Origin of the sequence: Amycolatopsis thailandensis, from assembly GCF_042723255.1 — a bacterium.
Lineage (GTDB): Bacteria > Actinomycetota > Actinomycetes > Mycobacteriales > Pseudonocardiaceae > Amycolatopsis > Amycolatopsis thailandensis.
In genome coordinates this window covers 1-19,400 of record NZ_JBHXJK010000147.1, presented here as the reverse complement: position 1 = coordinate 19,400, position 19,400 = coordinate 1, and the positions used below count along the sequence as shown (strand labels likewise).

Below are 19,400 nucleotides of genomic sequence, written 5' to 3'. Positions count from 1 at the left end.
CTGACGGCACGGGCGGATGCGCCCGAGTACGACCCGGTACGAGGCCGATCCGCCCGCACCGCCAGGAGCCACCTGGATCACGAAGCCCATCGAACCGACTTGTGAAACACGCCCTAAGAGGCCGCGGGCTCGGCTTCGAAGTCCATGGCGTCCACGGCGTGCACCGCGTCGAGGAGTTCGACCACCGTCGGATCGTCGACGGCCTCCTTGATGCATTGCCACAACTGAAGATTCGCCAGCGCCCACCGGGAGTAGTTCTCCGCGGCCTTGGGGTTGTAGAAGTAATAGCCGCTGTCGTGGACGTCGCGTTGTTCGCCGACGATCTTGTGCGCCAGCTCGCGGAGGCTCAACCCGTTCTCCCGCAGATAACGGTGGGCGAGTACGACGGGCGTCACCGGCAGCGCCTTGAACAGCGTGTCGGCGTCGCTCAAGGCTTGGGCCTCGAGCGAGATGTGCCGGCCTCTGGTGGCCATTTCGGCTTCGTCGACGAGTTCGTCGATCCACCGGGCGACGCTTTCCTCGACCCCGCATTCCCGCAGGATGCCCATGCGGAGGTCTCGTCCGGCGGCCGCGGGGGAGTTCTGGAGCACGATGTAGTTCACGTCGTGCACCAGTGCCGCCACCTCGACGACGGTGCGATCCGCACCGTTGTGCTCGGCGAACCCCGCGGCCTTTGCCCGGACGAAACTCACATGGTGCCAGCCGTGGAACTGCAGTTTGTCCGCATAGCGCCAGCAAAGTTGCCGGACGCGCTGCTCGACGGCGTCGATGGTCTGGGAAGGAATCGTGCTCTTTCGCGCGCGCATACACCTCTCCGATCCCGTTTACAGACGGGTGGAGTAATGGTATGCGCCTTCGACGGCGGTGTGTAGTTAGATGCGTCCGGCCAGGTCCCCCAATCGGACCTCCACCGGAACGTGACGATGGCCTATTCCGGTCTTCGGGTCATAGGAGAGACTGAAGTCGCTTACGGGGCGTGATTTCACCAAAAACGTCATAGTCCCTTCGGTGGCTTCGGGAATCCGATGGAACTCGTCCGCGTACATGACGCCTACCGACCCCGTCTGACACAGCGTGCTACGTCGTAACCGAACCGATGTGATCAATCCGGAAATCTGGTCGCGCAGGGTCGAATACCGCTCGTGGACGTAGTCGCCACGGAGAAGCGTGGTGCAGAAGTGATATCTGTGGTTGTGCACGGAATCGGCGTAGCCCTCGCGCCAGTCCTGCGGTGCCTTGTATTCGTGCAACCAGACCGAAAAGGGATCTGTCGGGCAATCGAGCAGGCACCAGGCGAAATGGGTGGTGGTCTCCCGGGACCGTTCGAGTACCGCGCTCGCCTCGTCCGGGCTCAGCGAATCCAGGTGCCGGCGGAGGTCGTCGCGCAGGTCGGGTCTTGAGGTCCAGTCCCGGAAGATCTCGTCGACGATCTGCCAGTGCTGCGCCAGTGGCAGGTCCGTGGTCCGGAGCAGCGCGGAGAGCCGGGTGAGGGGGGACAAGCGAGTGAGCAACATCAGCTCCTCAAATCTAGTGCTCTGCGACGCCGAGAGGTCAGGGGTTCAACTCGGCTAGTTCGGTGAACTCCTTCCGGAAGGCGTGGAATTTCCCTTCCAGTTCCAGGAAGTTCTCTTCGGAAAGTGGAGAGCCGGTGATCTTTTCGTACAGGGCGAGGAAATCCGTCCTCGTCGTGGTGGTGGAGATCCGGAAGTGCCGTCCGGAACGGGACTGGGACACGCGCAGGAACTCGGAGCGTTCCTTGTTGTACAGAAAGGAACCTTCGCTGAACCGCAGCGTTCGCGGATACAGCGTGGTCGCACCGCGGATGTCGCTGTACAAGGTCACCCAGACGCTCTCGTCGAACACTTCGAGCCGGTCCAGCGGCGGATCGGCGACGACGGTGATGTCCACCAGCGAGCAGCGGCCGCGGGCCAGGAACAGCCCGACCAGTCCGATGCTGATCTCGTCGTCGAGCCTGGCCTGGATCGTCTCGTAGTCCATTCCCGCTTCTTCGCTGCGAAGGAGATAGCGCGCCCTGCCACTGATGGCGCCTTCGTCGCGCGGGTCGGCGATGACCACGCGAAGCTCTCTTTCGGTGCGGGACAACAGCAAACGGGCCGCGGCATGCCTGCCGGAGAACCCGCGGAAGAAGTAGTGCCGGGTCACGTCGAGGTCTTCGGTGAGGATCCGGTTGAACATCGGATCCGGCTCGGTGGTCGCCTCGAAGACGTGGGTGGGGAAGAATTCCTTGTTGAGCGAACGGTATTCGGCACTGAGCGCTTCCAGCGCACGGCGGCTTTCCTCGATCACCGGGGTCACCATCGCGCGTTGCGACGCGGTGGCGGTGATCAGGGTCTGACCGAAGCCGACCACCGCGGAGATCAGGGTGCCGGTGCCCAGTGAAGTGAGCAGCGTCTTTCCTGCGCCGGGATCCATCATGCTGGAGATCCACAGGCTGAGGCCCGCGACGACGACCAGAACGGTGAGCAGCAGGCTTGTCCTGGTCCAGAAGATCTCTTGCAGTGGGGTACGGCGGAGCCGGTCGGCTTCCGCGGGCACGGGGTTCACCTCCTTGATCCGCACTCGAACGGACGAACGCATTGCGTATCTGTTCGAGTGCGGGGAGTTACTCTACGCGCATCGTGACAATGTCGAAATAAGAAATTCGGGGGAAAGGTACCAACAGCGAACGTAACGCACGGCTATACCCTATTCGCTGCCGAGGTTTCGCCGGAACACGGAAAAACCGCTCACGGAGAGTGCGGAAGGATCCCCTCGTACCAAGCGGGTCCGGGCGTCGCCATCGACAGTGTTTCGATGACGGCCGAAGATGGTGTGCTGTAGACCGTGGGGAAGTCGATCTCGCCCTTGGCGGGGTCCAGGGTCCACGCGAGCCGCTCGTCCTCCGGAGAATTCTGTTGTAAGAAAGGAAAATGAGCGTCCGCGCCGTTTTTGTTGCCCCTCGGGTCGAGTCGGATCCACCGGTCCAGACCAGCCAGGTACACGCCGTTGAGCCCGTGCAGAACGCCGATCCGCTGGTAACAGAACCCGGCCGGGATGCCTTGACTGCGCAGCAAAGCCGCCAGCAGATGGGCCTTCGCGTAGCAGAGGCCGACTCGCTCGCTTAGCACCTCTGAGGCCATAAGGGTGATCCGGGGATCGGCGGCGTCCACCGTATGGGCGATCTCGTCGCGCACGAAGTGAAACATCGAACGAATCACGTCGACTTCGGTGCCGCCGGTCGGTGACAGTCCGTCAGCCGTTTCGCGGATCAGCGGATGATCGTGATCGATCACCGTGTCGGCGACGAGATAATCTTCGAGCCGCTCGGTTTCGATCTTCAGCGGTATTTTCACGCGGCTCCGTTCAACACGGTGTCGACGGCTTCTTCGAGAAATTTCGGGCCCGCTTCGCCGCCGCGCAGCAGCAGCCGGAACCAGATCGCCCCCGCGAGCAGATCCATCACGAGCACCGGATCGACGTCGTCGCGCAGTTCGCCCCTCGCGACCGCGCGTTCGAAGATCGGCTCCTCGCGAGCCATGCGGTCGGCGAAGAAACTCCGCGCGACCTCGCCGAGTTCCGGACGGCGCGGCCCGGCGGTCAGGGTCGCGACGACGGCGGGCGAGGTGCGCTCGGAGGTCAGCAACCGGAGGATGTGCGTGGCCACGGCGAGAAGATCGCCGCGCAGGCTGCCGGTGTCCGGTGCGTCGAGCGCGAACAGTCCCGAATCGCGCAGCGCCGCGGCCAGGAGCGCGTCCTTGGATGGCCACCATCGGTACAGCGTCGTCTTGTTGACACCGGACCGGGCGGCGACGGCCTCGATGGCGAGCTTGTCGTAGCCGTGCTCGGCCAGTAGTTCGAGGGTGGCGGCGAAGATCGCCTCGGCCTTGCGCGGACCGTTCTGCGTGCTCACGGCCCGAGATTACAACGCACCGTTGCGTTGCGTCCAAAGCGAGCGTACTTTGCAACGCAACGGTGCGTTGCATTCAGGAGGTAGCCCATGGTCCCCGTCGTCTTCGTCCACGGCATCCGGCTCAGCGGTGCCGCTTGGTCGGAACAACTCGAACTGCTGGGCCGTCCCGCGAAAGCGGTCGATCTTCCAGGCCACGGCAGCCGCCGGGGCGAACGCTTCACCCTGGACGGCGCGGTGGACGCCGTCGCCGGAGCGGTCGAAGAGCCCGCCCTGGTCGTCGGGCACTCCCTCGGCGGGTACATCGCGATCGCCGCGGCCGCGAGACACCCGGAAAGCGTGGCCGGACTCGTCGTCGCGGGCTCGACCTACCTGCCCGGCAAGACGCTGGAGACACCCTTCCGTCTCGCGCACCGTCTCCTCATGCGGCTCCCGGACCGGGGAGAAGGGGTCAGCCGCCGTCAATTCCGGGCCGCGCTGCCGCCGAAGCTCGCCGAAGCCGTGATCGGCGGCGGCATCGCGACCGAGGTGATCCCGGACGTCGCCAAGGCCCTCGCCGGCTTCGACGTGCTCGCGGAACTCGGCACCTATCCGGGGCCGACCTGGCTGATCAACGGCTCACGCGACCACTTCCGCCGCCACGAACGCCGCTTTCTCGACGCCTGCGCCGACGGAAGGCTGATCAACGTCCCGAAGGCCGGGCACTACCTCCCGATGGTGCGCGGCAAGGAGTTCGCTCAGCTGGTGCTCGACGCGGCTCGCAGCCTGTCGATCTCCGCCGTCAGCTCCGAACGCAGTGAGTCGTGCTGAGGGCCCAGCGCGGCAGTCCAGTTTTCGACCGGATAGAGCCAGACCGGCCGCCCGACGACGTCCGCCGGTTCCCAGTCGTAGCGCGGCCAGACGTGCGCGTGGAGGAAGGGATCCGTGTTGCCGAGGATCTCCAGGTTCACCCGGCGGAAGCCGGGATCCCTTCGCGCGCAGACGTTTTCGACCGCTTCGCCGAGCAGCTCCAAGTCCGACAGGAACTCCAGCCGTCGCGGCCGCGGCAAATCGGTCAGCCTTCCGGCGGAGGGGGAATCGGTGAGCAGGACGCAGTAGCCCGGAAGGAACTGCGTATCGCCGATCACCGCGAAGCCCGCTTCCAATCGCCGCAGCACTGTCGGGTTCTCACCGCGCAGGGCCGAGCCGATGCGATCCCGCTTCCAGCCGTCGGTCATGCGCCCCAAGCTAGCCGACCGGCAGGAGCGAGCCCTCCGCGTTGGTCACGAGCTGGGCCGCCAGCCGGACCGGTCCGGGATGTGGAGCCAGGACGATCGAAGCGAACGGAGTGGTCGTGTCGCCCGCGCGACCCGTGTAGTTGGTCTGCAGGTGCACGCTGATGTGCACGTTCCGGTCAGCGGGGATCTCGAACGTTACGGAGCCCCACGAGACCACGTACTGTCGCCCGTCGATGCTCGCGATGGGCGCGAAAATCCGCGCCTCGCGGACTAGCGGGATGTCGATGGTCAGCAGGCGGCGCGGGCCGTCGTGGTTGTCGACATACGGGATCACCCCGGGCTGGCGGGCCAGGTCGGTCATTCTCGGGCTCCCTCAGAACTGGTAGTAGAGGAACGGGCTGAAGGTGCCGGTCGCGATCAGGATGGCCGCGTACACCAGCCCGACGGTCATCACGCCGATCCGCAGCGCCGTCGCGGGGCGGCTGCGCGAGGACTCCAGCAGCGGCCCGGTCACCGGATGCGCGGGCAGGAACACGATCGCCAGCGCGCACAGCAGGATGAGCAGCCGCTGGTTGGTCACCGCGCTTTCGACGACGTCGGTGAGGCCGGTGAAGTCCGGCAGCACCATGTGCCCGATCATGCCGAGCGCGTGCGGCAGGTCCTTGGCGCGGAAGAACACCCAGCCGAAGACCACGAGCACGAGCGTCAGCGCGCGGCGGCCGATGCGGGCCGCTTGGGTCTTCGGGGTGACGTCGTAGCCGAAAGCGCGTTCCACGATCAGCAGCGCGCCGTGGTAGACGCCCCAGATCAGGAACGTCCACTGCGCGCCGTGCCAGAACCCGGTCAGCACGAACACGACGCACAGGTTCCGGTACGTGTGCCCGGCGCCGGTGCGGTTGCCGCCCAGCGGGATGTAGACGTAGTCGCGGAACCAGCGCGAAAGCGACATGTGCCAGCGCCGCCAGAACTCGGTGATGGTCACCGACGAATACGGCCGCGCGAAGTTCTCGGGGAGCCGGAAGCCGAGCATCCTCCCGAGCCCGATCGCCATGTCGGAGTACCCGGAGAAGTCGAAGAACAGCTGAAGCGTGTACCCGATCGCGCCGAGCCAGGCGATCGCGAAGGTCATCTGATCCGGCGGCGTGTTGAAACAGGCGTCCACCATCGGGCTGAGCGAGTCCGCGATGATCGTCTTCTTGCACAGCCCGAGCGCGAAGCGCGGGAAACCGGCGGCGATGTCGTCGAGGCGGTGCGACCGCTGCTGCGGCAGCTGGTCGGCGATCTCGCGGTACCGCACGATCGGCCCGGCCACCAGCTGCGGGAACATCGCGATGTACGCGGCGAACGACACCGGGTTGCGCAGCGCGCGGCGTTCACCTCGGTAGATGTCCACCACGTACGAGATGTGGTGGAACGTGTAGAACGAGATGCCGATCGGGATGACCAGGTCGGCCACCGGGAAACCGCCGCCGAACCAGTGCGTCACGGCCGCGATCTGCTGAGTCGCGAACCCCGCGTACTTCCAGATCAGCAGCATGCCGACGTTGAGGCCGATGACCCCGAACAGCAGCCGCTTGCGCCGCTTGTTCTGCAGGTCCCACGCGTTCGGCTCCAGCGCGGGCCCGGCCAGGAAGTTGACCACCATGCAGCCGAGCAGCACGAGCGTGTACGGCCCGGCGCCGGTGGCGTAGAAGATCAAGCTGCCGACCGCGACGATGCCGTTCCGCCAGCTGCGCGGGCACAGCAGCACGGCGAGCAGCACCGCCGGCATGAAGTACCACAGGAACAGCGGCGAAATGAACGACATCGGTGCGGGGTCCCCCAGGGCGGTTACGCGTTATCCGCTGGTGACCTTAGCCTGAGGACCCCGCCCGGTGTCGACGAAGTGCGGGGTCAGACACGTCCCGCGATACGGCGGCGGCGAGCCACCTCGGCCAGCAGCACCCCGGCCGCGACCGACGCGTTGAGCGACTCGACACCGGCGGACATCGGGATCGACACGGTCGCGTCGCAGGTCTCGCGCACGAGCCGCGAAAGGCCGCGGCCTTCCGAACCGAGCACGATGACCAGCGGATCCGCCGCGAGGTTGAGTTCGTCGATGTCCACCGAGCCGTCCGCGTCGAGGCCGACGACCATCAGGCCTTCGTCCTTCCACGCCTTCAGCTGACGGGTCAGGTTGGTCGCGACGGCGATCGGCAGCTTGGCGGCGGTGCCTGCCGACGTCCGCCACGCGACCGCGGTCATGCCCGCGCTGCGCCGCTCCGGCAGGAGGACGCCCTGCGCGCCGAACGCGGCGGCCGAACGGATCACCGCGCCGAGGTTGCGCGGGTCGGTGACGCCGTCGAGCGCGACGAACAGCGGGGTCTGGCCCGAGTCCTTCGCCACCGCCATCAGGTCGCGCGGGTCGGCGTACTCGAACGGCGGGACCTGCAAACCAAGGCCCTGGTGCATGGCCCGGTTGGTCTTGCGGTCGAGCTCCTCGCGCGGGATCTCCAGGATCGAGATGCCCTTGTCACCGGCGAGCCGGACGGCCTCGTTGACGCGGTCGTCGATCTCGATGTTGATCGCGACGTACAGCGCGGTGGCGGGAACGTCGGCGCGCAGCGCCTCGACCACCGGGTTGCGCCCGGCGATCAGCTCCGGCTTGTCGGCCTTCTTCTGCCGGGCCTGTTCCTTGCGGTCACGCGCGTTCGAGATGCGGTACGCCTTGTGCCCCGGCCGGTCCTCGGCCTTGGGGGTCGGGCCCTTGCCTTCGAGGCCCTTCCGGCGCTGGCCGCCGGAGCCGACGACCTGACCCTTCTTCGTGCCGGGCTTGCGAATAGCGCCCTGGCGCCGGGAGTTGCCTGCCATGAGTGAGAATCCTTGAGCTAGAAACCGAGTAAGTGTCAGACGTCCTTGACAGTCCACTGTGGACCGTTCGGGGTGTCTTCCACCACGATGCCCGCCTGCTGGAGGCGGTCACGCGCGGCGTCCGCACGGGCGAAGTCCTTGTCGGCGCGGGCCTGCTGCCGTTCGGTCAGCAGCCCTTCCACGAGATCGGACAGCGCCTGCCGGGTGGGCGTCTCATTCCCGCCCGCCTCGGACCAGCGCGCGGAGAGCGGGTCGAGGCCGAGCACGTCGGTCATCGCGCGCACGGAGGCGGCGATTTCGAGTGCCTTGGAATTGTCGGCCGCGTCCAGGGCCGCGTTACCGTCCCGGACCGTGTTGTGCAGCACTGCGAACGCCTGCGGGGTGGCCAGGTCGTCGTCGAGCGCGGCGGCGAACCCGGCCGGGACCTCGCCGATGTGCACGGCGCCGGCGATGCCCGCGGTGCGCCGGAGGAACTGCTCGATCCGCCGGTAGCCCTGCGCGGCCTCGGCGAGCGCCCCGTCGGAGTACTCGATCGTCGACCGGTAGTGCGGCTGGACCAGGTAATACCGCAGTTCGGGTGCCCGGTAGTTCTTGATCATCTCCGGGATCGACACGGTGTTGCCCAGCGACTTCGACATCTTCTCGCCGGACATCGTCACCCACGCGTTGTGCAGCCAGAACCGCGCGAACCCGTCGCCCGCCGCGTTGGACTGAGCCCGTTCGTTCTCGTGGTGCGGGAACACCAGGTCGACGCCGCCGCCGTGGATGTCGAACTCCGCGCCGAGGTACGCCGTCGCCATCGCCGAGCATTCGAGGTGCCAGCCGGGACGACCGGAGCCCCACGGCGTCGGCCAGGACGGCTCGCCCGGCTTCGCGGCCTTCCACAGCGTGAAGTCGCGCGCGTCGCGCTTGCCTTCGCCGAGGCTCTCGCCCTGCTGGACCTCGTCGAGCTTCTGCCCGGAGAGGTCGCCGTAGCCGTCGAACGACTTGACCGAGAAGTACACGTCGCCGCCGGAGGCGTACGCGTGCCCGCCGTCGATCAGCCGCTGCATCAGCTCGACCATCTGCGTCACGTGCCCCGTCGCCCGGGGGGCGATCGAAGGCGGCAGGCAGCCCAGCGACTCGTACGCCGACTCGAAGGCGCGCTCGTGTGTGGCGGCCCACTCCCACCAGGGACGATCCGCCGCGGCGGCCTTGGTGAGGATCTTGTCGTCGATGTCGGTGACGTTGCGGACCATCAGCACGTCGAGTCCACTGTGGACGAGCCAGCGGCGGAGGACGTCGTAGTTCAGCGCGCCGCGGACGTGGCCGATGTGCGGGATGCCCTGCACGGTGGCACCACACACGTACATGGACGCCGTTCCGCTACGGGCGGGGTGGAATTCCCGCACGCTCCGGGTCGCGGTGTCATAGAGGTGTAGTGCCACCCTAAAAGGGTACGGGGTGGGCGTGAGCGATGTCGCAGTGACCGTATTACAGCACGTTATGGGTGCGCAGGGCACTGAGCAGAGCGTCCGGCCGCTCGGTCGTCGGCAGCGGCTCTACCAGCGCGAACGCGCAGCCGATCTCGCGTGCGGCGCCGTCGGCCTCTTCGCTGTCGCCGACCATGAGCGTCTCCGCCGGGTCGACGCCGAGCCGCCCGATCGCCGTGCGGAAGATCTCCGGCTCCGGCTTCACCGCGCCGACCTCGAACGACAGGATGAACTCGTCGACGAAGGCGTCCCAGCCGCGGCGGCTGAAGGCGGGCCGGATGTCGAAGGCGATGTTGCTCAGCACCCCGACCTGGACGTCCTTGCCGGAGAGGCTCTTGAGGACGGCTTCGGTGTCCGGGTACGGCGTCCACTGGGTGGGATCGATCAGCCGGGTGTAGAGCGCGACGGCCTGGTCGGCGTGCGGCACCCCGGACTGCTTGAGGACCTCCAGGTACACCTTGCGGTGGAGCACCGGGTCGCGGTCGCGGTTGTGCCAGGCGTGCAGGTGCTCCTCGTCGAGATCGACGACCTGGCCGACCGGCGCGGTCATCCGGCGCATCAGTTCGGTCTGGGCCTCGATGTCGAGCCGCTCGCCCTCGTGGTCGGTGAGGTCGGCGAGCCAGGTCTCGTCCTGCTCGAGCCGGAAGACCGTGCCGGAGAAGTCGAACAACACAGCGCGAAAGGTCACGGGGTCCACATTAGCCACGATCGTGCGGTCCTCGCCCCTCCTCGCGTGTGAGATGAAAGGTCCTTTCCTTGCAAATTTTGCAAGGAAAGGACCTTTCATGGCGTGTGTCAGGCCGCGTTGCCGGTGATCTTGGTGGGCGTGATCCGGACCAGCACCCGGACGACCTCCGCCGGCTCGTCCGGGTAGTCCTTGCCGAGGTACTTGTGCGAGAGCTCGTTGATCAGCTCGCGCCCGCCCTCGTCGGTCATCTCCACGGTCCCGCGGATCTCGACGTAGTTGTACGGGTTCTCCTGCTCGAAGACCGAGACGGACACCCGCGGGTCCCTGGCCATGTTCCGCTCCTTGAGACGGCCCCGGACGGTCGCGAAGACGATCGTGTCGCCGTCCCGCTTCGCCCACAGCACGGACGTCTGCGCGGAGCCGTCGGCGTTGAGCGTCGCCAGCACCGGGAAGTTGTTGCCGTCGAGGAGTTTCTTGGTCGCGTCGTTGAAGGTCACACCCATGACGAGAGCCTAATCACCGGACGTTCCCGGCGATCCGATCGACCCGCAGGCGGATGATCACCCGTTCGACTTCCGGGCCTTCGGGCGGGTAGTCCTTGCCGAGGTACTTGTGGCTGAGCGTCTTCGGCAACGTCTTGTCCGGGTCCGGGGTGATCGTGACCGTGCCGCGCAGCTGCGTGTGCCGGTACGGGTCGTCGGCGTCGGTGATCGACACGCTCGCGCGAGGATCGCGACGCAGGTTCCGCACCTTCAGCCTGTCTTCGGTGGCGCTGAAGACCAGATCGCCGTCGTCGAGGCCCACCCAGATGACCGAGGTCTGCGGGCCGCCGTCGGCGTCCAGGGTGGCCACGGTCGCGAAGTTCTTGCCGTCCACCAGTGCGCGGACCGGTTCGGGAAGTGTGACTGCCATGACAGCTCGAACCGGCCACCGGCGCGGGCTATTCCTGTGAGGGCAGCAGCAACGCCGTCGCGAACGCCGCGATGCCCTCGCCGCGTCCGGTCAGGCCGAGCCCGTCGGTCGTCGTCCCGGACACGCTCACCGGCCCGCCGACGGCTTCACTCAGCACCTTCTGTGCCTCTTCGCGGCGCTTCCCGACGCGCGGCGCGTTGCCCACGATCTGGACGGTCGCGTTCCCGACGGTCCAGCCGCCCGCTTCGACGAGGCGCCGCGCTTCGGCGAGGAACTCGACGCCGTGCTTGCCCGCCCACCGCGGATCGCCGGTGCCGAACACCGCGCCGAGATCACCGAGCCCGGCCGCGGACAGCAACGCGTCGCACAGCGCGTGCGCCGCGACGTCGCCGTCGGAGTGGCCCGCGCAGCCGTCGACGCCGGGCCAGAGGAGACCGGCGATCCAGCACTCGCGGCCCGCTTCGATCGGATGGACGTCGACACCGTTGCCGATCCTCAAAGGATCTCCTCTTTTCCGGCCACCGCGATGGCTTCGGCCAGTTTCAGTTCGAACGAAGTGGTGACGCGCATCGCATCCGGATGCCCGGCGACGGTGTGCGCGCCGTCGAGAGACGGTTTATCGGCATACGAGAGAAAAGTCTCACGAGTGAAGCCGAGCGGGGTTTGGGCCGTCCGCAGGTATGCGCGGTCTTCGGTTCCCGTAATCACCTTCGCCGCGTCGGTCACCTTCACGGTGTCCGCCATCGGCAGTACCGGGACGACGAAAGGGGAACCCGCACGGACCGCGTCCGCGACGGCACGGACCGTGTCCGGGGGAGTGAAAGCGCGCAACGCGTCGTGCGCGAGGAGAACCGGATTTCCGGAGATTTCCGATTCGACGGTGTCGAATGCGTGCTTGAGTGACTGTCCGGGTACTATCCGGCATCGCTGATCGAAACCGCTGAGAGCGGCCGAAAACAAATCAGCACACCGCTCGGGGGCCGCTACGACCACCAGATCGAGATCCGGCAGAGCGAGCAGCCCCCGCACAGTGTGCGTGAGTAGAGCTTCACCATTGACCGGCGCGAGAGCGAGCTCCGCGTCGGAGGCATGGTGTCGAACGACAGTGACGAACACGATTGTGCTCATATGGACGGTGCTCATATGTGCGCGATCGTAGTGGTATCCCCCGCAGCCTCACCTGGCGTGGGACATCCGCCGGTTCAGACTGCCGCGGTTTCCAGAACTTCGTCGAGGAGGACTTCAGCCTTGTCCTCGTCGGTGCCCTCCGCGAGCGCGAGCTCGCTGACCAGAATTTGCCGCGCCTTCGCCAGCATGCGCTTCTCGCCGGCTGAAAGTCCGCGGTCCTTCTCTCGCCGCCAGAGGTCGCGCACCACTTCGGCCACCTTGTTCACATCGCCGGAGGCGAGTTTCTCGAGGTTGGCCTTGTACCGACGAGACCAGTTCGTGGGCTCTTCGGTGTGCGGAGCACGCAGAACGTCGAAAACCTTGTCCAGTCCTTCTTGCCCGACGACATCACGAACACCGACGATCTCGGCGTTGTCAGCGGGCACGCGAACCGTAAGATCCCCTTGCGCGACTTTGAGGACGAGGTACTTCTTCTCCTCGCCCTTGATCACGCGGGTCTCGATGGCTTCGATGAGTGCGGCACCGTGGTGCGGGTAGACGACGGTCTCTCCGACCTTGAAAACCATGTGTCCTCTGCCCCTTTCGCTGAATTCATCTTAGCACGTGCCGACGAGGCCCACCTAGCGGCCCGCGATCGTCGTCGCAGGTCAGCGGCCTGACGGTGGTCCGCCCGGGGGTTGACAAACCCAATTCGCCCGTGCTCATGCAGGTGAGAAGCGAACGATTTCCAAATCCTTTGTGGACGGTTGATCTTGGGCACGTCACCGCATTGGTGGCGTGTCAACACGCACCGGGTTCTCCGCCCGCGAAGCCGCCCGGCTAGTCTTCGCGGTGAAGAGGCCGTGAGATGGAAGGACTCCGACGTGAGGCTGCAGAATCGTCGCGTGTTCGGCGCAGGTGTGCTGGCGCTCGGCGCCGCGCTCGTGCTCGCCGGCTGCGGTGCTGGTCAGATCACCCAGACCGACTCGCAGCAGCCCGCGGTCAACGGGACGTACGCGCAGGCGAAGGACCTGGTGCTGCGGAACGCCGCGCTCCAGTTCCCCACCGAAGGCCAGGCGTACCCGGCCGGTGCCGCCGTGCCGCTGACGCTGACCATCGTGAACCAGGGCAAGCAGGACGACGAGCTCGTCTCGGTCTCCTCCGAAGCCGCCACCGGCGACGCCAAGATCACCGGCGCCAAGACCGTCGTCGCGAGCCACGCGCTCGTGATCGGCCCGGCCGACTCGGTCGAGTCGACCAAGGAGGCCGCGCCGACCAGCGCCCCCTCCTCCGCGCCGCCGTCTTCAGGCGCGCCGTCGTCCTCGGGCGCTCCTTCGAGCAGCGCGTCCGGCGCCCCGTCGTCGAGCGTCGCCGGGACGGTCACGCCGTCCGCGGGCCCGGAGTCGTCCGCCGCGCCGGACGAGGTGGGCAAGGCCACGATCGTGCTCCAGGGGCTGAAGCAGCCGGTGTGGGCGGGCCAGACGATCAAGGTCACCTTCGTCTTCAAGAACTCCGGTTCGGTCACGCTGGAGCTGCCGGTCGCGGCGCCGTCGCACCCGGGCAGCCGGGCCCCGGCGCCGGAGAAGGAAGCCAAGGGCGGCGGGCACTAAGTCTCCGCAAGTACATGAAGGCCCCCTTCATTGCGCTAGACGCAGTGAAGGGGGCCTTCATGTACTTGGCGGGTCCGTCGCTCCCCGGGTTTGTCGGTGGTGGCCGCTAGCCTCGCGGAGTGGTCAAGAAAGGCAGCACCTACCGCTGCGGTGAGTGCGGGTACGAAGCGCCGAAGTGGGTCGGGCGCTGCCCCGAATGTCAGGCGTGGGGAACCCTGGAGGAACGCGGCGACGCCCGCCCCGCGATAGCCAGGGTCGCCGCCGGCGCACCCAGCGCTCCCGCGCGCCCGATCGGCGAGGTCGACGTCGAGACGGCGCGGGCCAAGCCCACCGGAGTCTCCGAACTGGACAGGGTGCTCGGCGGCGGATTCGTGCCGGGCGCGGTCATCCTGCTCGCCGGCGAGCCCGGTGTCGGCAAGTCGACCCTTCTGCTGGAGGTCGCCTACCAATGGGCGGCCACCGCGGGCCGCGCGCTGTACGTCACGGGCGAGGAGTCGGCGGGACAGGTGCGCCTGCGCGCCGAACGCACCGGCAACGTCCACGACGAGATGTTTCTCGCGGCCGAGAGCGACCTCTCCGCGATCCTCGGCCACGTCGACGCGGTCAAGCCGGGTGTGCTGATCGTCGACTCGGTTCAGACCATGGCCTCGCCGCAGGTGGAGGGCGCGCCGGGCGGGGTCACCCAGGTCCGCGCGGTCACCTCCGGGCTGGTCGCGCTGGCCAAGGAACGCGGGCTGCCGATCGTGCTGGTCGGTCACGTCACGAAGGACGGTTCGGTCGCCGGGCCGCGCGTGCTGGAGCACCTGGTCGACGTCGTCCTCCAGTTCGAAGGCGACAAGCATTCGACGCTGCGCATGCTGCGCGGCATCAAGAACCGCTTCGGCGCCGCCGACGAGATCGGCTGCTTCGAACTGGTCGAGGAGGGCATCGTCGGCGTGCCCGACCCGTCGGGGCTGTTCCTCAGCCACACCGCCGAACCGGTCGCGGGCACCGCCGTCACGGTCACCATGGAGGGCAAGCGGCCGCTGCTGGGCGAGGTGCAGGCGCTCGTTTCGTCGACCCAGTCGCCGCAGCCCCGGCGCGCGGTGAGCGGTCTCGATTCGGCGCGCGTCGCGATGGTGCTGGCCGTGGTCGAGAAGCGGGCGAACATCAAGGTCGGCGACAAGGACGTCTACGTCGCGACGGTCGGCGGCATGAAGATCACCGAACCCGGCATCGACCTCGCGGTGGTGCTGGCGCTGATCTCCTCGGCGAGGGACACCCCGCTCTCGCCCAAGCTGGTCGCGATGGGCGAGGTCGGGCTCTCCGGTGAGGTCCGGCGGGTGCCGAGTGTCGGGCGGCGGCTCGCGGAGGCCGCCCGGCTCGGCTTCACCTACGCGCTGGTGCCGCCGGACTCCGGCAAGATCCCGCCGGGGATCCGCGTCTTGGAAGTCGGTGACGTCGGAAGCGCGCTCAACGCCGCCAAGCACGCTCGTTAGGGACCCTCCCGGTCGGTCACCTGCGTCGTCACCGTCGTGTCGAACAGCGTCAGCCCCGGGAAGTCGGGGTCGGACCGGTTACGGGCGGCGCCGTAACTCGTGACGTGCGCCGTGGTCAGGTCCACGACGAACGTCTTGACCCGGTCGCTCTCCCGGACCGAGAACGAGACGGCCGGTCGGCGGTCGGGGGTGATCACGTTCGTTTCGACCGTGATCCCCGGGGCCTTCGCGAGCGCCTTGCACAGCGCCACTCGAAGATCGCCGTAGCCGTGCGACGAACGCAGGACGCTGAGAGCCATGTCGAACATCTTGGGCGGCGTGTTCGCCTCGCGGTCCCGGTTGTCGCCGCGCAGCCGTTCGAGCAGCTTCGCCGGGTCGGTGGGAAGCGCCTCGAGGAATTCCTTGTCCAGGATCATCCAGCTGGTCTGCGTGGGCTTGTCCCGCTGGGTCGAGACAGGTGCTTCCGGCGGCGAACTCGTCGTTGTCGAACCCGGCCGGGGCGGGGCTTCCGAGGTCGAGGCCGGCCCGCCCGACGGCGGCTGGTGGGCGCCTTCCCAGCCGGTGACGACCTGCGCGCCGGGGATCAGATCGCCCTTGGACTTGGCCGTCTCGTAGTCGCCCTTGATCCAGCGGACCTCGCCGGTCCCGGTGAACCGTGTCATGTGCCGGAGGGACCAGTCCGAGGGCAGCCACCGCTCGTGGATCTCGTGCGTCTGGTAGATCACCCCGCTCTTCTTGCCGATCCGCGTCGTCCAGACCGATTCGGTGGAGAGCCAGTACTGCTTGCCCGCCAGCGGGAGGTCGGCGCCGCGGAGGTCCTTGAGCACGTCATCGTCCGGGGCGACGGTCACGGGGGCCGCGGGGTCCGGGCCGTCGACGCCGGTGAAGACGTTCGTGGCCACGATTCCCCCACCGGAGACCAGCGCGGCGGCGGCCGCGGCCGCGATCCATCGCCACGCGCCGGGACGTTTTTTTACCGGAGGCGCCGCCATGGGGCGGAGTTCGCCCTCGGCCTCGCCCGCCGCGCGCAGGAGCGCGGCCTTGGCGCGCGAAAGCTCGTCCGGCCGGGATTCCGTTTCGGAATGGAGGTCGGCCAGCGCCTCGTCGAGTTCGGCGTCGGACCACACCTTCCTGATGCTATCGCCGTGCACTTTCGCCCTCCTCCGTTCGCCTCGAATTGTCCTTTGTGGACTCAGTGGTTATCTCCGGCGCGTTGGCGCGCAACCATCTTCTGATCCGGTGCAGCCGCGATCTGACGGTGCCGGCGGGAATCCCCAGTGCCTCGGCCACCTCGCCGGGGTCCAGGCCCGCCCAGGAGACCAGCAGCAGGGTGTCGCGGTCCGCGACGCTCAGTTCGGCCAGCGCGCCCGCCAGCTGGGCCGCGCGGGACTGCGCGTCGACCCGCTCGGCGACGCGGCCGTCGTGCCCGGCCGCGACCATCTGGTCGGCGGCGGCGAGCCGCGCCGTCGCGTTGAGCGCGCGGGTCTCGGTGCGGACGTGGTGCCGGAGCAGGTTGGTCGCGATGCCGTAGAGCCACGCGCGCGCCGTCCCGGCCTCCGGGCGGTACGTCTCCCGCCGCCGGAGCGCCACGAGGAACGTTTCGGCGACGAGGTCGTGCGCGGTCTCGGCGCCGACGCGGCGCGCGAGATAGCGCTGCAGCGGGGCCGCGTGGGCGTCGAAGAGCATGCCGAAGACGGGCGCGGGGTCCGGACCGCCGAGATCCGGTCTGTCCTGCCCGTGCGAGCCGGCTTGCTCGTGATCGTTCTTCATCGCCTGCACGATCGCTATTGCCCGAAGGCCCCCGGAGCGTTCATCCGATCCTACTTTCGTCGTGATCCGATCGGGGAAGACGCAGGTCGAGATCAAGACAAAAGCGGCCGGGCGGGCGATTCTGTTCACTATTCACCATTGAAAAGTGAAACTGGGGAAGGATTACCATGCGTCGACTCAGGACCGCGGTCGTCGCCGCGCTGGCGGTGTCCGCACTGATCACCGCTCCGGCGGTGGCCGTCGCTCAATCCGAAAACGTCGTACCCGCACCCGACTTCGTGAAGTCGATGGCGCCGCCCGCCAAGGTCGAAGGGGTCAGGGCGACCGCCGAGCTCAACATCCAGTACCAGATCCAGGAGACCGGGTACTGGTGCGGCCCGGCCGCCACCCGGATCGCCATCTCGGCCAAGAACGGCAACCCGCCGAGCCAGCAACAGCTCGCGAACGAGCTCCCGACCACCACCAACGGCACCGACTGGATCGGCCAGGTCACCCGCGTCCTCAACGCCCACATCGGCGGCGGCTGGTACGAGACCAAGGAGATGCCGAACGACCCGCCGACCCAGGCGCAGCGCGATCTCCTGTGGCGCGACATCGTGCTGGACGTCGACAAGGGCTACGCGCTCGTCGCGAACATCGTCGCCCCGGCGAACAACCACCCGCCGGGCTACCCGAACTACACGATCTACCACTACTTCACGATCATCGGCTACAACAGCGACAACATGACGGTGAAGATCGCCGACCCGGCCAACTTCGGCGGCAACCAGATCTACTGGCTCACCTTCAACCAGCTCGCCACCCTGATCCCGCCGAAGGGTTACTCGGCCTGATCCATGTCGCGTTTCGTCCTCTGAATGCGGTAGTTCGCGTTGCCAACTATCGCATTCAGAGGACTGAATGCGATGGTCTCGGGTGCGAGGAGAGGAAGGTCGAGTTTCCTTCGCGCAGTCATGTGAAGGGGGCCTTCGCGTGCTTCGACGGTGACCGCCGAGGTCCCTGGGGCGCCTGTGACGACCGGGCATTCCGTGAAGGCCTCCTTCACTACCTTCAGGGTAGGCAAGGAGGCCTTCACGGACCTCCGACGCGATGTCGCGAAGGCAAGGGCGTTGCGAAAGCCACTTTCGCAACCCTCGACGTTGCGAAAGTGGCTTTCACAACGTCGCCGACCAGCCGACGGGCGAGGGAGGGCCGCGAGCAGGCGACTGATCGCGGTAGCCGGGCAAGCGAACGACCGCATTCAGCGGGCGAAACGCGTGGTTTTGTACGGATCTTGTACGGGCGGGCGAGAGGGTCCTGGCATGCGCATCAAGACGCTCGGTCTGCTGGCCGCCTCGTTGCTGGCCCTCATCGCCGCCCCGGCTCAGGCCGCCGACGGCAACCCCCTTGAGAAGACCAACGGCTTCTATGTCGACCCGAACTCCAACCCCGCGGTCTGGGTGAAGGACCACCCGGGCAGCACCGCCGACAAGATCAAGGCCGCCATCTCCACCAAGGCGGGCGCGCGCTGGTTCGGCAACTGGAGCGGCGACGTCAAGAAGGCCGTCGACGGCTACACCTACGCCGCCGACGTCGCCGACAAGCTGCCGATCCTGGTCGCCTACAACATCCCCGGCCGTGATTGCGGCGGTCACTCCGGTGGCGGCGCGGGCAGCCCGGAGGCGTACCGGACCTGGATCTCGAACTTCGCCGACGGCATCGGCGGCAAGCCCGCGGTCGTCGTCATCGAGCCGGACGCGCTGGCGCAGGTCGACTGCCTGCCCACCGGTGAGCGCCAGACCCGTCTCGACCTGCTCAAGTACGCCGCGGAGCAGTTCGCCGCCAAGGCCCCGAACACCTGGGCGTACATGGACGGCGGCAACTCGACCTGGATCCCCGCCGCGACCATGGCCGACCGGCTCAACGCCGTCGGGGTGAAGTCGATCCGCGGTCTCGCGATCAACGTGTCGAACTACAAGACCACCACCGATTCGGCGAACTACGGCAAGGCCGTCAGCGCCGCGCTGTCGAGCAAGTACGGCTACACCAAGCCGTTCGTCATCGACACGAGCCGCAACGGCAACGGCCCCAAGGGTTCCGAGTGGTGCAACCCGGCCGGTCGCAAGCTCGGGACGCCCTCGCAGACCGGTGGCGGCGCCGAGATGCTGCTCTGGGTCAAGGTGCCCGGTGACTCCGACGGCAAGTGCGGGATCGCGCCGAACGTCGAAGCCGGTCAGTTCAGCTCCGATCTGGCCCTGCGCCTGATCAGCGGTACCTGACCTTCCCCAAGCCCGTCGCGCCGGTTGTTCGTCTGTGACTTTCGTTCTCCCGAGAAGGCGAAGGCCACGACCCCTTGGACAGCAGCCGGCGCGACGCCTCCAAGTACATGAAGGCCCCCTTGCTTGCGCCT

General features: G+C 67.4%; 23 protein-coding genes. 5 read left to right on the top strand and 18 right to left on the bottom strand.

The genetic code is table 11. The features are described from left to right. Positions 1-113: 113 nt before the first annotated feature. The 5 genes from ACFWMR_RS36505 to ACFWMR_RS36485 form a co-directional block, all read right to left on the bottom strand. Entirely contained in the window at positions 114-806 is a 693-nt protein-coding gene (locus ACFWMR_RS36505; protein ID WP_378381706.1) for an HD domain-containing protein, read from the bottom strand. A 66-nt stretch (positions 807-872) separates the two neighbouring features. Further along, complete coding sequence (locus tag ACFWMR_RS36500; protein ID WP_093935423.1) at positions 873-1,511, bottom strand: hypothetical protein; 639 nt, start codon at positions 1,509-1,511, stop codon at positions 873-875. A 40-nt stretch (positions 1,512-1,551) separates the two neighbouring features. Next, positions 1,552-2,598, bottom strand: coding sequence for a hypothetical protein (locus tag ACFWMR_RS36495; RefSeq protein ID WP_208635992.1), 1,047 nt, complete (start codon positions 2,596-2,598; stop codon positions 1,552-1,554). Positions 2,599-2,747: 149 nt separating this feature from the next. Next, complete coding sequence (locus ACFWMR_RS36490; protein ID WP_378381705.1) at positions 2,748-3,353, bottom strand: transglutaminase-like domain-containing protein; 606 nt, start codon at positions 3,351-3,353, stop codon at positions 2,748-2,750. After that, on the bottom strand, positions 3,350-3,910 hold the full coding sequence (locus tag ACFWMR_RS36485) for a TetR/AcrR family transcriptional regulator (protein WP_378381704.1): 561 nt from the start codon (positions 3,908-3,910) through the stop codon (positions 3,350-3,352). The genes ACFWMR_RS36490 and ACFWMR_RS36485 overlap by 4 nt, the downstream gene beginning before the upstream one ends. An 87-nt stretch (positions 3,911-3,997) precedes the next feature. Here ACFWMR_RS36485 and ACFWMR_RS36480 point away from each other — a divergent pair, with 87 nt between their 5' ends. Further along, positions 3,998-4,717 (top strand): alpha/beta fold hydrolase, encoded by a 720-nt coding sequence (locus tag ACFWMR_RS36480; RefSeq protein WP_378381703.1) that lies wholly within the window; start codon positions 3,998-4,000, stop codon positions 4,715-4,717. Here ACFWMR_RS36480 and ACFWMR_RS36475 read toward each other — a convergent pair. The 11 genes from ACFWMR_RS36475 to ACFWMR_RS36425 all read right to left on the bottom strand — a co-directional run bounded on the left by ACFWMR_RS36475 (position 4,645) and on the right by ACFWMR_RS36425 (position 12,740). Further along, positions 4,645-5,124, bottom strand: a complete 480-nt coding sequence (locus ACFWMR_RS36475; RefSeq protein WP_378381702.1) for an HIT family protein — start codon at positions 5,122-5,124, stop codon at positions 4,645-4,647. The two genes, ACFWMR_RS36480 and ACFWMR_RS36475, sit on opposite strands and share 73 nt — an antisense overlap. A 10-nt stretch (positions 5,125-5,134) precedes the next feature. Continuing rightward, positions 5,135-5,485, bottom strand: a complete 351-nt coding sequence (locus tag ACFWMR_RS36470) for a hypothetical protein (protein WP_378381701.1) — start codon at positions 5,483-5,485, stop codon at positions 5,135-5,137. 12 nt (positions 5,486-5,497) lie between these two features. Continuing rightward, positions 5,498-6,931: an MBOAT family O-acyltransferase gene (locus tag ACFWMR_RS36465; protein WP_378381700.1), complete on the bottom strand. Its 1,434-nt coding sequence runs from the start codon at positions 6,929-6,931 to the stop codon at positions 5,498-5,500. Between the two features lie 86 nt (positions 6,932-7,017). Next, positions 7,018-7,974, bottom strand: a complete 957-nt coding sequence (gene rlmB / locus ACFWMR_RS36460) for a 23S rRNA (guanosine(2251)-2'-O)-methyltransferase RlmB (RefSeq protein WP_378381699.1) — start codon at positions 7,972-7,974, stop codon at positions 7,018-7,020. Between the two features lie 35 nt (positions 7,975-8,009). After that, a complete protein-coding gene (cysS, locus tag ACFWMR_RS36455) occupies positions 8,010-9,401 on the bottom strand; it encodes a cysteine--tRNA ligase (protein WP_093935383.1) in 1,392 nt (463 codons plus the stop codon). A gap of 46 nt (positions 9,402-9,447) precedes the next feature. Next, positions 9,448-10,134 carry an HAD family hydrolase gene (locus tag ACFWMR_RS36450; protein ID WP_378381698.1) on the bottom strand — a complete coding sequence of 229 codons (687 nt, stop codon included), beginning with the start codon at positions 10,132-10,134 and terminating at the stop codon, positions 9,448-9,450. Positions 10,135-10,241: 107 nt separating this feature from the next. Continuing rightward, complete coding sequence (locus ACFWMR_RS36445) at positions 10,242-10,637, bottom strand: PPOX class F420-dependent oxidoreductase (protein ID WP_020631992.1); 396 nt, start codon at positions 10,635-10,637, stop codon at positions 10,242-10,244. Positions 10,638-10,650: 13 nt separating this feature from the next. Next, positions 10,651-11,046: a PPOX class F420-dependent oxidoreductase gene (locus tag ACFWMR_RS36440; protein WP_093935381.1), complete on the bottom strand. Its 396-nt coding sequence runs from the start codon at positions 11,044-11,046 to the stop codon at positions 10,651-10,653. A gap of 28 nt (positions 11,047-11,074) precedes the next feature. Further along, the gene (ispF, locus tag ACFWMR_RS36435) at positions 11,075-11,545 is read right to left on the bottom strand and encodes a 2-C-methyl-D-erythritol 2,4-cyclodiphosphate synthase (RefSeq protein ID WP_005165257.1); all 471 of its coding nucleotides are present in this window, start codon (positions 11,543-11,545) and stop codon (positions 11,075-11,077) included. Beyond that, entirely contained in the window at positions 11,542-12,189 is a 648-nt protein-coding gene (locus tag ACFWMR_RS36430) for an IspD/TarI family cytidylyltransferase (protein ID WP_378381697.1), read from the bottom strand. Before ACFWMR_RS36430 ends, ispF begins: the two co-directional genes overlap by 4 nt. A 59-nt stretch (positions 12,190-12,248) precedes the next feature. Next, positions 12,249-12,740, bottom strand: coding sequence for a CarD family transcriptional regulator (locus tag ACFWMR_RS36425; protein ID WP_005165253.1), 492 nt, complete (start codon positions 12,738-12,740; stop codon positions 12,249-12,251). Between the two features lie 297 nt (positions 12,741-13,037). Between ACFWMR_RS36425 and ACFWMR_RS36420 the strand changes: the two genes are divergently transcribed. Beyond that, positions 13,038-13,763 (top strand): hypothetical protein, encoded by a 726-nt coding sequence (locus ACFWMR_RS36420; RefSeq protein WP_093935421.1) that lies wholly within the window; start codon positions 13,038-13,040, stop codon positions 13,761-13,763. Between the two features lie 119 nt (positions 13,764-13,882). Then, entirely contained in the window at positions 13,883-15,241 is a 1,359-nt protein-coding gene (radA, locus tag ACFWMR_RS36415) for a DNA repair protein RadA (RefSeq protein ID WP_093935379.1), read from the top strand. Here the strand turns inward: radA and ACFWMR_RS36410 are convergent. Next, entirely contained in the window at positions 15,238-16,392 is a 1,155-nt protein-coding gene (locus ACFWMR_RS36410) for a CU044_5270 family protein (RefSeq protein ID WP_378381696.1), read from the bottom strand. The two genes, radA and ACFWMR_RS36410, sit on opposite strands and share 4 nt — an antisense overlap. Continuing rightward, positions 16,379-17,020, bottom strand: coding sequence for an RNA polymerase sigma factor (locus ACFWMR_RS36405; RefSeq protein WP_093935378.1), 642 nt, complete (start codon positions 17,018-17,020; stop codon positions 16,379-16,381). Before ACFWMR_RS36405 ends, ACFWMR_RS36410 begins: the two co-directional genes overlap by 14 nt. Positions 17,021-17,178: 158 nt before the next feature. Here ACFWMR_RS36405 and ACFWMR_RS36400 point away from each other — a divergent pair, with 158 nt between their 5' ends. Together ACFWMR_RS36400 and ACFWMR_RS36395 are read left to right on the top strand one after the other, a co-directional pair. Then, a complete protein-coding gene (locus ACFWMR_RS36400; RefSeq protein WP_378381695.1) occupies positions 17,179-17,844 on the top strand; it encodes a C39 family peptidase in 666 nt (221 codons plus the stop codon). Between the two features lie 468 nt (positions 17,845-18,312). Continuing rightward, positions 18,313-19,269 carry a glycoside hydrolase family 6 protein gene (locus ACFWMR_RS36395; RefSeq protein WP_378279194.1) on the top strand — a complete coding sequence of 319 codons (957 nt, stop codon included), beginning with the start codon at positions 18,313-18,315 and terminating at the stop codon, positions 19,267-19,269. Positions 19,270-19,400 lie beyond the last annotated feature (131 nt).